We start from the raw sequence: 13,192 nt of genomic DNA on the forward strand, positions 1-13,192 counted from the left end.
CCCCCCGAGCGGGCATCGGCGGCCCGGCGGCGGGCGCGGGCGGATCGCGCGGGCGTCAGTACGGCAGGGGCCGGCCGGACGGGGTGCGCAGGTCGAGGTCGCGGGGGGCGGGCTTCGGGACGGGCTTGCGGATCAGCTGCTGGCGCATGCTGCCTCCTCGCTCAGACCAGGGCCGGTCGGCGGGGAGCCACCGTACGGCCGTCGGGGAGCAGTTCACCGGTGTCGTCGAAGACCACGGCGCCATTGCACAGCAGGCTCCAGCCCTGTTCGGGGTGGAAGGCGACCGTGCGTGCGGCGTCGTGATCGGCGCTGTCAGCGGTCGGGCAGGGGGGCTGGTGGGAGCACATGGCGCACCTCATCGCAGGGTGGGGCGGGAGGGCCGATGGTCAACCGGTCGATTCCGCGATCCACGGTGGCGAGGAGTATTACCGATCACCGCCCCCGGACGGAACCCATATTCGAGGTCCAGTTCAGGATGTGTATGCCCGATTACGATGCGCTCATGCCCGTTATCCGGATCCTGCGCCGCACGCCGCTGCCCGCCGCGGAGGCGTGGCGCAGGCTCACCGACTGGGAACGCCATGGTGCGCGGGTGCCGCTGACCCGGACCGTGATCACGACGCCGCCGCCGACGCGCGTCGGAACCCGCTTCACGGCCCGCACGGGTGTGGCCGGGGTCACATTCGACGACCCCATGGAAGTGACGCTCTGGCGGCCCCCGACGGAGGGCGGCGCGGGCACCGTCCGACTGGAGAAGCTGGGCGGCGTGGTGCGGGGCTGGGCGGAGATCGAGGTCCGCCCGCTGCCGACGGGCGGCGCGGAGGTCCGTTGGCACGAGGAACTGCGCCTGCGGGCCGCGCCCCGCCTGCTCGACGCGGCGGTCGCCGCGGCCGGCCGCCACCTCTTCGGGCGCGTGATCGATTCCCTGCTGCGGGACGGGTCCCGCAGCAGGGGCGACGGGTCTGCGGCGCAGTACGGGCCCTAGCGGATCGGCATGTCCGAGAGGGTCCGGGCGATCACCAGGCGCTGGATCTCGCTCGTGCCTTCGAAGATCGTGTAGATCGCGCTGTCCCGGTGCATCCGCTCCACCGGGTACTCGCGGGTGAAGCCGTTGCCGCCGAGGATCTGCACGGCCTGCGCGGTGACCTTCTTGGCGACCTCGCTCGCGAAGAGCTTCGACATCGAGCCCTCCGCCGAGGTGAAGGGCTTGCCGGCGACCGCCATCCAGGACGCCCGCCACACCAGCAGCCGGGCCGCGTCGATGGAGGTGCGCATGTCGGCGAGCTGGAAGGCCACGCCCTGGTTGTCGATGATCGGGCGGCCGAACTGGGTACGGGTCTTCGCGTAGTCCAGGGCCACCTCGTACGCCGCCCGCGCCGTGCCGACCGCCATCGCGCCGACGGCGGGCCGGGAGGCCTCGAAGGTGGCCATGGCCGCGTTCTTCACGCGCTCCCCGCCGCCGCTGCGGGCCCGCTCGTGGGCCCGGGCGAGCCGCTCGTCCAGCTTCTCCTTGCCGCCGAGCAGGCAGGAGCCGGGGATCCGGACGTCCTCCAGCACCACCTCGGCGGTGTGCGAGGCGCGGATGCCGTGCTTCTTGAACTTCTGGCCCTGGGACAGGCCCGGGGTGTTCGGCGGCACGATGAAGGAGGCGTGCCCCTTGGTACCGAGCTCCGGGTCGACCACGGCGACGACGATGTGGACGTTGGCGATGCCGCCGTTGGTCGCCCAGGTCTTGGTGCCGTTCAGCACCCACTCGTCCTTGGCCTGGTCGTAGACGGCCCGGGTGCGCATGGAGCCGACGTCGGAGCCGGCGTCCGGCTCGGAGGAGCAGAAGGCGGCGACCTTCACGTCGTCCGGGGTGCCGTACATCTGGGGTATCCAGGTGCCGATCTGCTCCTCGGTGCCGTTGGCCACGACGCCGATGGCGGCGAGCCCGGTGCCGACGATCGACAGGGCGATGCCCGCGTCGCCCCAGAACAGCTCCTCCATGGCCATCGGGATGCCGAGGCCGGTCGGGTCGAAGAACTGCTGTGCGTAGAAGTCGAGGGAGTAGATGCCGACCTTCGCGGCCTCCTGGATGACGGGCCAGGGAGTCTCTTCGCGCTCGTCCCATTCCGCGGCGGCGGGCCGGATCACGTCGGCGGCGAAGCCGTGGATCCAGTCGCGCACCTGCTTCTGGTCCTCGTTGAGATCCATGGTGAACTCCGCCATGTCGTCCCCTCCAGCTGTGCTTGTCGAGCCCATGACGTTACTCGCGGTAACATCGAACAGTGAGCACAGTGTGTTACTGACGGGTAGCCACTGTCAACCGGGAGCCGCCGTCCACCACCGCCGCCGATTCGGCCGATCGGGTGTGCGGGGTGTTACGTTGCGTGGGCGTCGAGCACATCGCAAGGGCGGGGAGAGAAACACGTCATGGAGAGCACGCGGCAGGCCGGCCCGGCAGGCGGCCAACAAGGATCGTCCGAGCACCGGCGGCGGGAGCTGCTCGAAGCGGCCGACCGCGTCGTCCTGAGGGACGGTCCCCGGGCCTCCATGAACGCCATCGCGGCCGAGGCGGGCATCACCAAGCCCATCCTCTACCGGCACTTCGGCGACAAGGCGGGCCTCTACCAGGCCCTCGCCGTCCGGCACACCGACGCGCTCCTGGACTCCCTGCGCGCCGCGCTGGACGCACCGGCCGAGCGCCGGCGCCGGGTCGAGGCCACCCTCGACACCTACCTCGCCGCCATCGAGGCGCGCCCGCAGGTCTACCGGTTCCTGATGCACCCGGCCGAGGACCCGCAGAACGCCGAGCGCGGTTTCGACGTCGGCCTGCACTCGGCGCCGCTGCTGCGCCGCCTCGGCGAGGAGCTGGCCGAGGTGATCGCGGAGCGGGTGGACCTGGGCCCCGGCGGGGACCGGCTGGCGCGGGTGTGGGGCCACGGGATCGTCGGCATGATGCACGCGGCCGGCGACTGGTGGCTCGGCGAGCGGCCCTGCAACCGGGCCGAGTTGGTCAGCGACCTGGTCGACCTGCTCTGGGGCCGGCTGGCGACCGCGGGCAACCGCCCGGACGGCCCCGGCTTCTGACGAACCCGCGGCGCGGGGGCCCGTACCCCCGGCGGGCGCTCAGGCGCTCAGGAGGCGGGAGCGGACCAGGGCGCCCGGCGGATCGCGCGGCGCAGGCGGCGCAGCCGCAGGCCGGTCACCCGGTCCGCGTACACGCCGCCCTCCAGGTGGTCGCACTCGTGCTGGAGGCAGCGGGCGAAGAACCCGGTGCCGGAGATCCGCACCGGCGCGCCGTCCGAGGTGACCCCCTCGACCACCGCGTGGTCGAAACGGACCGTCCCGGCCTCCAGGCCGGGCAGCGACAGGCAGCCCTCGGGGCCGACCAGCTCCAGGCCGTCGGCCTCGACGAGGCGCGGGTTCACCACGTGGCCGACGTGGCGCACGTCCTCGTCGTCGGGGCAGTCGTAGACGAAGACCCGCAGGTTCACGCCGATCTGGTTCGCGGCCAGGCCCACGCCCTCCGCGGCGTACATCGTGGCGAACATGTCCTCGATGAGCCGGTCGAGGGCCGGACCGAAGTCGGTGACCTCCGCGCAGGCGGAGTGGAGCACCGGATCGCCGAGCAGGCTCATGGTGCGGACGAGGCCTGAATTGCCGGGGATCGGACGCTGTCGCATGGCGATAAGGGTACGCGGAGCGACTATATGAGCGATTCAGTGGGCGCCGCGGTCAGGGCTCCCACCGGTTCTGGATAGGCTGGGGCCGACCGACGCAAGGAGGACGAGGGACGATGGCAGGCAACACAGAGCCGCTTTCGCCGCGGGCCAAGCTGGCCGTGACGGCGGGCAAGGCCGCGGCGGCGGTGTCGCGGGCCGCGGGACGCGGAAGCGGATCGGTGATCGGAGGCAAGGTCGCGCTCAGGCTCGATCCCGATCTTCTCGGCGCGCTGGCACAGCATCTCGATGTCGTCCTCGTGTCGGCAACGAACGGCAAGACGACGACGACCCGGCTGATCGCGGAGGCCCTGCGCGCCAGCGGGCCCGTGGTGTCCAACGCGCTGGGCGCCAACATGCCCGCGGGCATCACGTCGGCGCTGGCCGGCGGCAGCGACGCCAAGTACGGCGTGATCGAGGTCGACGAGAAGTACCTCGCGGGCGTGGCCCGGGACGTGACGCCGAAGGTGATCGCGCTCCTGAACCTCAGCCGCGACCAGCTGGACCGCGCCGCGGAGACCCGCATGCTCGCGGAGAAGTGGCGCGAGGGGCTCCAGGGCTCCAAGGCGGTCATCGTCGCGAACTGCGACGACCCCCTGATCGTCTGGTCCGCCTCCTCGTCGCAGAACGTGGTGTGGGTCGCGGCCGGCCAGGAGTGGAAGGACGACGCCTGGTCGTGCCCCTCCTGCGGCGGCGTCATGCAGCGCCCGGGCGACGACTGGTTCTGCGGCGAGTGCGGCTTCCGCCGCCCCAGCCCGACCTGGGTGCTCAGCGGCGACCACGTGATCGACCCGCACGGCAGCGCCTGGCCGATCCACCTCCAGCTGCCGGGCCGCGCCAACAAGGCGAACGCCGCCACCTCGGCCGCCGTCGCCGCCGTCTTCGGGGTTCCCCCGCAGGTGGCCCTGGAGCGCATGTACCAGGTGCAGGCCGTGGCCGGCCGCTACGACGTGGTCTCCTTCCAGGGCCGCGAGCTGCGCCTGCTGCTCGCGAAGAACCCCGCGGGTTGGCTCGAAACGTTTTCCCTGATCGACCCGCCGCCCACGCCGGTGATCCTTTCGGTCAACGCGCGCGGCGCCGACGGCACCGACACCTCCTGGCTGTGGGACGTGGACTACCCGCGCCTCGCCGGTCATCCGATCTTCGTGATCGGTGACCGCAAGCTCGACCTCGCGGTCCGCCTGGAAGTCGCGGGTCTGGACTTCCGCGTCTGCGAGACCCTCGACGAGGCCGTGCAGCTGGCGCCGCCCGGCCAGATCGAGCTGATCGCCAACTACACCGCCTTCCAGGACGTGCGCCGCCGCGTCGGCAACTAGTACCCATAAAGGACAAGAGCATGAGCGACAACAGCCTGCGTCTGGTGTGGGTCTACCCCGACCTGCTCAGCACGTACGGAGACCAGGGCAACGCCCTGGTCGTGGAGCGCCGGGCGCGCCTGCGCGGTCTGGACGTCCAGCGCGTCGACGTCCGCAGCGACCAGCCGATCCCGACCTCGGGCGACATCTACCTCATCGGCGGCGGCGAGGACCGGCCCCAGCGACTGGCCGCCGAGCGGCTGGTGCGCGACGGCGGTCTGGAGCGCGCCGTCTCGAACGGGGCGATCGTCTTCTCCGTCTGCGCCGGCTACCAGATCCTCGGCCAGGAGTTCGTCAACGACATGGGCGAGCGCCAGCAGGGCCTCGGCCTGCTGGACGTGGTCACCGTGCGCGGCGAGGGCGAGCGCTGCGTGGGCGACGTCCTCGGCGACATCGACCCGCGGCTCGGCCTGCCGCAGCTGACGGGCTTCGAGAACCACCAGGGCGTCACGCACCTCGGTCCGACCGCCCGCCCGTTCGCCCGCGTCACCATGGGCCGCGGCAACGGCACGGGCGACGGCACGGAGGGCGCGTACAACGACACCGTGTTCGGCACCTACATGCACGGCCCGGTGATGGCCCGCAACCCGCTGATCGCGGACCTGCTGCTGAAGCTGGCCCTCGACGTGAACGCGCTGCCGCCGGTCGACGACCGGTGGTACGAGGCGCTGCGCGCGGAGCGCATCGCCTCGGCGACGCAGCCCGCCTAGGCCGTCCGACCCGGCGCGCCACCACCCCGTCCGGCCCGGATTCCCCTTGGGGGATCCGGGCCGACGTGCGTTCGTACGACTGATCTGACCAGCATGTGGAGGATGGTTCAGTCCGGCCGGGATCCGCTTGTAGGGTGGCGGTAGTTCCAACCGGACGACGTGGTCCGGTCATCGGCCCACGTTGCAAAGGTCCTGCCTGCCATGCGTATTGGTGTGCTCACTTCCGGAGGCGACTGCCCCGGCCTGAATGCCGTCATCCGCTCCGTCGTACACCGCGCCGTCGTCGACCACGGCGACGAGGTCATCGGTTTCCTCGACGGCTGGAAGGGCCTCCTGGAGGGCGACTACCGCAAGCTGGACCTGGACGCCGTGAGCGGCATCCTGGCCCGCGGCGGCACCATCCTCGGCTCCTCCCGGGTCCAGCCCGCGCACCTGCGCGGCGGGGTCGAGACGGCCCGCGGCCACGTCGCGGACCTCGGACTCGACGCGATCATCCCGATCGGCGGCGAGGGCACGCTGAAGGCGGCCCACCTGCTCTCGGAGGCCGGGCTGCCGATCGTCGGCGTACCGAAGACCATCGACAACGACATCTCCTCGACCGACGTCACCTTCGGCTTCGACACGGCCGTGGGGGTGGCCACCGAGGCCCTCGACCGGCTCAAGACCACCGCCGAATCGCACCAGCGCGTGATGGTGGTCGAGGTCATGGGCCGGCACACCGGCTGGATCGCGCTGCACTCCGGCATGGCCGCGGGCGCCCACGCGATCGTCGTGCCGGAGCGGCCCTTCGACATCGACGAGTTGACGGCCATCGTCGGCGAGCGGTTCTCGGCGGGCAAGCGGTTCGCGATCGTCGTGGTCGCCGAGGGCGCCAAGCCCGCGGAGGGCTCCTCCATGTCCTTCGAGCAGGGCGGCACCGACATCTACGGCCACGAGCGCTTCGCCGGGATCGGCAACCGGCTCGCGGTCGAGCTGGAGGACCGCCTCGGCAAGGAGGCCCGTCCGGTGATCCTGGGCCACGTCCAGCGCGGCGGCACGCCGACGGCGTACGACCGGGTGCTCGCCACCCGCTTCGGCTGGCACGCGGTGGAGGCCGCCCACCGGGGCGAGTTCGGCATGCTGACGGCCCTGCGCGGCACCGACATCGTGATGGTCCCGCTGGGCGAGGCCACCCAGACGCTCAAGACGGTCCCGGCCGAGCGGTACGCGGAGGCGGAGACCGTTCTGTGATCTTTCCCCCCTTCTGACCCCGCCCCCGGACGCAGCTGCGACCGGGGGCGGCATTACTGTGGTGGGGCACCGCAGGTCAAGGGAGTACACGCATGAACCTTCTCGCGCACGACGGCATGGATATGGGTGGCCTGCCGCCGTTCACCCTCGGGCGCGGGCTGGAGTTCTCGTTCGACGCGTTCTTCCTGTTCGGCTCGCTGATCGGGCTCGGCCTCTACCTGTGGGGCGTGTTGCGCCTGCGCGGGCGCGGCGACGCCTGGCCCGTGAGCCGGACGGTGGCCTTCACCATCGGCGTGCTCACCGTGATGCTGGTGATGTGCACCAAGCTGAACGACTACGGCATGGTCATGTTCAGCGTGCACATGGTCCAGCACATGGTCATCAGCATGCTGACCCCGATCCTGCTGCTGCTCGGTGCGCCGGTCACGCTCGCCCTGCGCGCGCTGGCGCCCGCGGCCCGCGGCCACAAGGGCCCGCGCGAGCTGCTGCTGATGCTCCTGCACAGCCGCTACATGAAGGTGATCACCCACCCGGTCTTCACCATCCCCATGTTCATCGCCAGCCTCTACGGCCTGTACTTCACCCCGCTCTTCGACTTCCTGATGGAGTCCAAGGCCGGGCACATCGCGATGATGGTGCACTTCCTCGCCGTCGGTCTGATCTTCTTCTGGCCGATCATGGGCGTGGACCCGGGCCCGCACCGCCCCGGATACGTGATGCGGATGCTGGAACTCTTCGCCGGCATGCCCTTCCACGCCTTCTTCGGCATCGCGCTGATGATGGCCAGCGAGCCGATGATCAAGACGTACTCCAGCCCGTCCGCGAGCCTCGGCATCGACCCGCTGCTCGATCAGCAGTGGGGCGGCGGCATCGCCTGGGCGTTCAGCGAGATCCCCTCGGTGCTGGTCCTGATCGCGCTGGTCTTCCAGTGGTACCACTCCGAGCAGCGGGCCGCGAAGCGCTCCGACCGCGCGGCCGACCGGGACGGCGACAAGGAGCTGGCGGCGTACAACGCATATCTGGCCTCCCTCCAAGCGCGTGGACAGTAGCGCCGGGGCCCCCGGGCGCGCCACCATGGGGCATGACCGGATCTGTGAAGGCGATGGCCGTCATGACCTGTGCCGCGCTGGTGGCGGTGGCGGGGTACTCGGTGGCCCTCGGCAGTAATGGGTGGCTGTGGTTCGGCTGGGTCCTGCTGGGACTGCTCACAGCCGCGATGGCCGTCTCGCGCAACACCTGAGCCGTCCCGTCAGCGGGCTGCCGCGCACCCGCCTCTGCCGTCCGGCAGCTGACTGTCCGTAGGATGGCGGTCACCGCAGGACGTCGACGGGAGCGGCCGCATGTTCTACCACCTGCTCAAGCACGTGCTCCTCGGACCCCTGCTGCGCCTGTTGTTCCGGCCGCGGATCGAGGGCATGGAACACATTCCGTCCGAGGGCGCCGCCATCGTGGCGGGCAACCACCTGTCCTTCTCGGACCACTTCCTGATGCCCGCCGTCCTGGGGCGCCGGATCACCTTCCTCGCGAAGGCCGAGTACTTCACCGGCCCCGGCCTCAAGGGGCGGCTCACCGCCGCCTTCTTCCGCAGCGCGGGCCAGATCCCGGTCGACCGCACCGGCAAGGACGCGGGCAAGGCGGCCCTGCGCGAGGGGCTGGGGGTACTGGCCAAGGGCGAGCTGCTGGGCATCTACCCGGAGGGCACCCGTTCGCACGACGGGCGGCTCTACAAGGGGAAGGTGGGCGTGGCCGCGATGGCGCTCGGCGCGGGGGTGCCCGTGGTCCCCTGCGCGATGGTCGGCACCTTCGAGATCCAGCCGCCGGGACAGAAGATCCCCAAGATCCGACGGGTGACGATCCGCTTCGGCGCGCCGCTGGAGTTCAGCCGGTACGCCGGGATGGAGAACGAGCGCGTCGTGCTGCGCGCCGTCACCGACGAGATCATGTACGCCGTCCTCGGCCTGTCCGGTCAGGAGTACGTCGACCGGTACGCCGCCGAGGTCAAGGCCGAGGCGGAGGAGGCGCGGAAGAAGGCCCGGCGCACGGGGCGCTGAGCCTTCTCCACCGATCGCGGTCCGTCCGATCAGCCCGGGGGCGGACCGGACGGACCGCTCGTCCTCAACGGACGGCCGGGAGCTCCTCCAGCGCCGGCAGGTCGGACGCCGCGCTCTTGGCGAGCGACTTCGCGGCGGCCGGGGCCGGGGCGACGGGAGTGGCGTGCGGACCGCACTTCACGTCCTTCGCGTCGACCTTGCCGGTGAGCAGGTAGGCGTCCACCCGGGTGTTGATGCAGGGGTTCACCAGGCTGGTGACACCGTGCGAGCCCGCGTTCTGCTCGGTGATCAGGCGCGAGCCGGCGAGCCGACGGTGCAGCGAGACCGCACCCTCGTACGGCGTGGCCGCGTCCCGCTCCGACTGGACGATCAGCACCGGCGGCAGCCCGCGCTTGGCACCGACCTCGATCGGGGTGGACTGCTTGGCCTTCCAGGTCGCGCACGGGAGGTTCATCCACGCGTTGGACCAGGTCAGGAAGGGGTACTTCTCGTGCAGCTTGCTGTTGTCGCGGTCCCACTTGGCCCAGCTGGTGGGCCACTTGGCGTCCGCGCACTCGACGGCGGTGTAGACGGCGTTGCCGTTCTCCGCCGTCGCGTTGCCCTTGGTGTCGGACATGTCCGGGGCGATCGCGTCGACGAGCGCCTGCGTGTCACCGGCGACGTAGGCCGCGAAGGTCGTCGCGACCGGCACCCACGAGGAGTCGTAGTACGGGGCGCTCTGGAAGAAGCCGATCAGCTCCGCGGGACCGACGACCCCACCGATCGGGTTGGCCTTGGCCTTGGCGCGCAGCGCCTCGTACTGGGCCTGGACCTTGGCGCGGGTGTCACCGAGGTGGAAGGACGCGTCGTTCTTCGCGACCCAGTCCTGCCAGTCGTTCCAGCGGCCCTGGAAGGCCACGTCCTGCCCGAGGTTGGCCTCGTACCAGATGTTGTCCTGGTCCGGGTTGACCACGGAGTCGACGATCATGCGGCGCACGTGGGTCGGGAAGAGGGTCGCGTAGACCCCGCCCAGGTAGGTGCCGTAGGAGACGCCGAGGTAGTTCAGCTTCTTCTCGCCGAGGGCGGCGCGGATGACGTCGAGGTCGCGCGCGGTGTTCGGCGTGGTCATCTGCGGCAGCATCTCGCCGCTGCGCGCCTTGCAGCCGTCCGCGTACTCGGCGGCCAGCTTGCGCTGCGCGTTCTTGTCGGCGACCGAGTCGGGGACCGGGTCGGCCTTGGGGGCCTTGACGAACTCCTGCGGGTCGATGCAGGAGATCGGCGCGGAGTGGCCGACGCCGCGGGGGTCGAAGCCCACGAAGTCGTACGCCTTGGAGGTGTTGACCCACAGCGGGCTCTTGGTCGTGACACGGCGCGGGAAGCGCATGCCGGAGCCGCCGGGACCACCGGGGTTGTAGATCAGGGCGCCCTGGCGCTCCTGCGGGGTGCCCGTGCTGCCGATCCGGTCGACCGCGAGGTCGATGGTCTTGCCGAACGGCTTGGCGTAGTCGAGCGGGACCTTGACGTAGCCGCACTGGATCGGGGCTTCGAAGCCCCAGTCGGCCGGACAGGCCTTCCAGTCGATCCCGGCGTGCGCCGCGCGGGCGGCGGCGATCTCGACGCCCACCGACTCCGGGACCCCGTAGGACCGGCTGTCGGAGGCGGCGGCGGGTGTGGCCATGACGAGGCCGGCCGTGAGCGTACCGGCGATCAGAGCGGCAGCGCTCCCCAGCGCTGCGTTGCGTATCACGTGGTTGTTCCCCCTGCGTCAGGTGCCGCCGTGGGCGGCCGACTTCGGACGACGTGCAGGGGGATCTTCGCGCCTGACCTATACGCGACAACAGAGCGCGGTCGGGTTCTTTGCCAACCCGATATCCGGATTGAGGTGTACCGCTGAGCGGGGTCCCGGTTCGTCCCGGCTTCGACGCACGCGATCCGCGCTCACGGGGCGTAGGTGCGCAGCGCCCCGTCCAACACCCCGCGCAGCGCCAGCGCGTCCGCCGCCAGGGCCGTGACCAGCACCGCGGGGCCGGCCAGCGGGGTGACGGCGGCCAGCCCGCCGAGCATCGCGGCGGCGGGCGGGTCCGCCGCGAAGGCCGGGTCGACGATCAGGAGTTGGCCCAGCGCCCGGTGGCCGGCGAGCCCGGCCGGGCCGTCCCAGCCGTCCGGGGCGCCGGGGCCGCAGGCGAGCTCCTGGTCCAGCAGGGGCAGCCCGCAGCGGTGGACGGTGAGCCTGCTGCGCAGCAGGCCCGGCGCCTCGCCGGTGCGTCCGAGCACCTGTTCCTCGCGCAGCACCAGCCGGGCGGTGGCCGCCAGTTCGACCCGGGTGCGCACCCACAGGTCACTGCCCGCGACCGAGACCAGCTGCTCGGGCAGCCAGCGCACGACCGCGCCCTCCTCCAGCGTCAGCGAGGTCTCGTACAGCGCGGGCGCCCCGCCCCGGCCGGGCAGGGCCAGGGTGGCCGCGGCCGACCCGAAGGCGAGCCGGGCGCCGGGGCCAGCGCTCGCCTCGACGATGAGGTGGTCGCCGCCCAGCGGCGCGCTCATCGCGCCGACGAGGGTGACCCGCGCCTCCCCGGGGCCGCTCCCCCGGGTCCGGCGCAGCGCGAAGGGGCCCTCCCCGTGGAGCAACGGCAGGGCGGTGCCACCACGGCCGTCGGCCTCGGCGCGGATGCGGGCGGTGGCCCGCAGCCCCGAGGCCGGTACGGGCGGAGCGGCACCGGCTGCGGCTGCGGCTGCGGCGGTGACCGTGACCGTGGCTGTGCTCACCGGGCCGCCCAGGCCACGACGTGCCCGCGCACCCATGCGGCGACCGGGCCCACGCCTTGCGGCCCGCGCAGCGACTGGAAGGCGACCGGGAGTTCACCGCGCTGGTCGGCGGCGTCGCGCGCCATCCGGTCCAGGTCGGATCCGACGTAGGGGGCCAGGTCGGTCTTGTTGACGATGAGCAGGTCGGCGGTGGTCACGCCGGGGCCGCCCTTGCGCGGGATGTCGTCGCCGCCCGCCACGTCGATCACGAAGATCTGCGCGTCGACCAGCCCGCGCGAGAAGGTGGCGGTGAGGTTGTCGCCGCCGGACTCGACGAGCACCAGGTCGAGCGGACCGATCGCCTCCTCCAGCTCCTCCACCGCCTCCAGGTTGGCGGAGATGTCGTCGCGGATCGCGGTGTGCGGGCATGCGCCGGTCTCGACGGCGGCGATCCGCTCGGGCGGCAGCACCGCCTCGCGGAGCAGGAACTCGGCGTCCTCGCGGGTGTAGATGTCGTTGGTCACGACGGCCATCGAGAACTCCGCGCGCAGCGCCCGGCAGAGCGCCGCGACCGTGGCGGTCTTGCCGGAGCCGACGGGACCGCCCAGTCCGATGCGCAGCGCCCGGCGCGAGCCGTCGGCGCGCAGCGGAGCGGCGCTGTGGCTGTGCCGGTGGGGGAAGGTTCCGGCGTGGTCGAGGTGCATGGAGGACTCCTTGGGAGGGTGGTTTTTCAGGAGGCGAAGAGGCGTACGGGCCAGGCCGCGTGCGCCTCGGCGGCGATGTCCAGCAGGGGCGAGGAGGCGGCGGGCAGCGCCCCCGCCCCGGCCGAGAGCGCGAGGCGCGCGGCGTCCGCCGCCCGGTCGGCGACCTCGTCCATCGCCGGGGCCAGCCGGGCCAGCACCCCGCTCGCCTCGAAGGGGTCCAGGCCCAGGAGCCGCACGGTCGCGGTGGCCGGACCCCCGACGGCCTCGTACGCCGCCACGTGCGCGGCATCGAGCGGCCCGAGCCCGGCCGCCCGCGCGGTGACGCCGAGCACCACGGGCTGGTGCGCCCCGCGCGGGAAGGCGGCGGCCACCGCTTCGAGTTCCGCCGAGGGCCAGGTGGCCCGGGCGGCCCGCAGCAGCTGCCGACCGAGCCTGCGCGCGGCGGCCCGCAGTGCGGGTGACGGCGTCCGGGCGTCGGCGGCGGCGTCCAGTACGGCCGGATCCATGCCGAGGGCGGCCGCGGCGGCCAGGGCCGCCGCGACCAGACCGGCGGTGTGCAACCGGCCCCGGCAGAAGGCCTCCAGGGTGAGGTCGTCGTGGATCCGGCCCGCCTTGACGGCGGCCTCGGCCCCGCCGGAGTGCGCATGGCCCCCGGCGGGGAAGCGTCCGTCCGCGAGGACCAGCAGGGCGGCCCGGCTCATCGGACCGGTCCGC

General features: G+C 72.2%; 15 protein-coding genes. 8 read left to right on the forward strand and 7 right to left on the reverse strand.

What is annotated here, in order from left to right:
• Positions 1–161 precede the first annotated feature (161 nt).
• The gene (locus ACIBEA_RS07780) at positions 162–347 is read right to left on the reverse strand and encodes a DUF5999 family protein (RefSeq protein WP_330329229.1); all 186 of its coding nucleotides are present in this window, start codon (positions 345–347) and stop codon (positions 162–164) included.
• Between the two features lie 155 nt (positions 348–502).
• Between ACIBEA_RS07780 and ACIBEA_RS07785 the strand changes: the two genes are divergently transcribed.
• Complete coding sequence (locus ACIBEA_RS07785) at positions 503–985, forward strand: SRPBCC family protein (protein ID WP_399258915.1); 483 nt, start codon at positions 503–505, stop codon at positions 983–985.
• Here the strand turns inward: ACIBEA_RS07785 and ACIBEA_RS07790 are convergent.
• Positions 982–2,211, reverse strand: a complete 1,230-nt coding sequence (locus ACIBEA_RS07790) for an acyl-CoA dehydrogenase family protein (RefSeq protein WP_385777024.1) — start codon at positions 2,209–2,211, stop codon at positions 982–984. The genes ACIBEA_RS07785 and ACIBEA_RS07790 overlap by 4 nt on opposite strands.
• A gap of 204 nt (positions 2,212–2,415) precedes the next feature.
• On the opposite strand from ACIBEA_RS07790, the gene ACIBEA_RS07795 reads away from it, so the two are divergent.
• Complete coding sequence (locus ACIBEA_RS07795) at positions 2,416–3,072, forward strand: TetR family transcriptional regulator (protein WP_399258916.1); 657 nt, start codon at positions 2,416–2,418, stop codon at positions 3,070–3,072.
• Between the two features lie 47 nt (positions 3,073–3,119).
• Here ACIBEA_RS07795 and def read toward each other — a convergent pair whose 3' ends face one another.
• Positions 3,120–3,668, reverse strand: coding sequence for a peptide deformylase (gene def, locus ACIBEA_RS07800; protein WP_399258917.1), 549 nt, complete (start codon positions 3,666–3,668; stop codon positions 3,120–3,122).
• Positions 3,669–3,781: 113 nt separating this feature from the next.
• On the opposite strand from def, the gene ACIBEA_RS07805 reads away from it, so the two are divergent.
• The 6 genes from ACIBEA_RS07805 (at position 3,782) to ACIBEA_RS07830 (ending at position 9,050) form a co-directional block, all read left to right on the forward strand.
• Positions 3,782–5,020, forward strand: a complete 1,239-nt coding sequence (locus ACIBEA_RS07805) for a MurT ligase domain-containing protein (protein ID WP_399258919.1) — start codon at positions 3,782–3,784, stop codon at positions 5,018–5,020.
• 20 nt (positions 5,021–5,040) lie between these two features.
• The gene (locus ACIBEA_RS07810) at positions 5,041–5,769 is read left to right on the forward strand and encodes a type 1 glutamine amidotransferase (RefSeq protein WP_399258921.1); all 729 of its coding nucleotides are present in this window, start codon (positions 5,041–5,043) and stop codon (positions 5,767–5,769) included.
• A 201-nt stretch (positions 5,770–5,970) separates the two neighbouring features.
• Positions 5,971–6,999, forward strand: a complete 1,029-nt coding sequence (locus ACIBEA_RS07815; protein ID WP_399258923.1) for a 6-phosphofructokinase — start codon at positions 5,971–5,973, stop codon at positions 6,997–6,999.
• A gap of 92 nt (positions 7,000–7,091) precedes the next feature.
• Positions 7,092–8,048 carry a cytochrome c oxidase assembly protein gene (locus ACIBEA_RS07820; RefSeq protein WP_399258924.1) on the forward strand — a complete coding sequence of 319 codons (957 nt, stop codon included), beginning with the start codon at positions 7,092–7,094 and terminating at the stop codon, positions 8,046–8,048.
• A gap of 32 nt (positions 8,049–8,080) precedes the next feature.
• Positions 8,081–8,239, forward strand: coding sequence for a hypothetical protein (locus tag ACIBEA_RS07825; protein ID WP_385777015.1), 159 nt, complete (start codon positions 8,081–8,083; stop codon positions 8,237–8,239).
• Between the two features lie 100 nt (positions 8,240–8,339).
• Positions 8,340–9,050, forward strand: a complete 711-nt coding sequence (locus ACIBEA_RS07830) for a lysophospholipid acyltransferase family protein (protein WP_399258925.1) — start codon at positions 8,340–8,342, stop codon at positions 9,048–9,050.
• Positions 9,051–9,114: 64 nt separating this feature from the next.
• Here ACIBEA_RS07830 and ACIBEA_RS07835 read toward each other — a convergent pair whose 3' ends face one another.
• From ACIBEA_RS07835 to ACIBEA_RS07850, 4 genes are all read right to left on the reverse strand, one after another.
• Entirely contained in the window at positions 9,115–10,707 is a 1,593-nt protein-coding gene (locus ACIBEA_RS07835) for an alpha/beta hydrolase (RefSeq protein ID WP_399259069.1), read from the reverse strand.
• A 260-nt stretch (positions 10,708–10,967) separates the two neighbouring features.
• Entirely contained in the window at positions 10,968–11,717 is a 750-nt protein-coding gene (locus ACIBEA_RS07840) for an urease accessory protein UreD (RefSeq protein ID WP_399259070.1), read from the reverse strand.
• 74 nt (positions 11,718–11,791) lie between these two features.
• On the reverse strand, positions 11,792–12,478 hold the full coding sequence (ureG, locus tag ACIBEA_RS07845) for an urease accessory protein UreG (protein WP_399258926.1): 687 nt from the start codon (positions 12,476–12,478) through the stop codon (positions 11,792–11,794).
• A gap of 26 nt (positions 12,479–12,504) precedes the next feature.
• Positions 12,505–13,179, reverse strand: a complete 675-nt coding sequence (locus ACIBEA_RS07850; RefSeq protein ID WP_399258927.1) for an urease accessory protein UreF — start codon at positions 13,177–13,179, stop codon at positions 12,505–12,507.
• Positions 13,180–13,192 lie beyond the last annotated feature (13 nt).

Source organism: Streptomyces sp. NPDC051555, from assembly GCF_044454405.1.
In the GTDB taxonomy this organism is placed as follows: Bacteria; Actinomycetota; Actinomycetes; order Streptomycetales; family Streptomycetaceae; genus Streptomyces.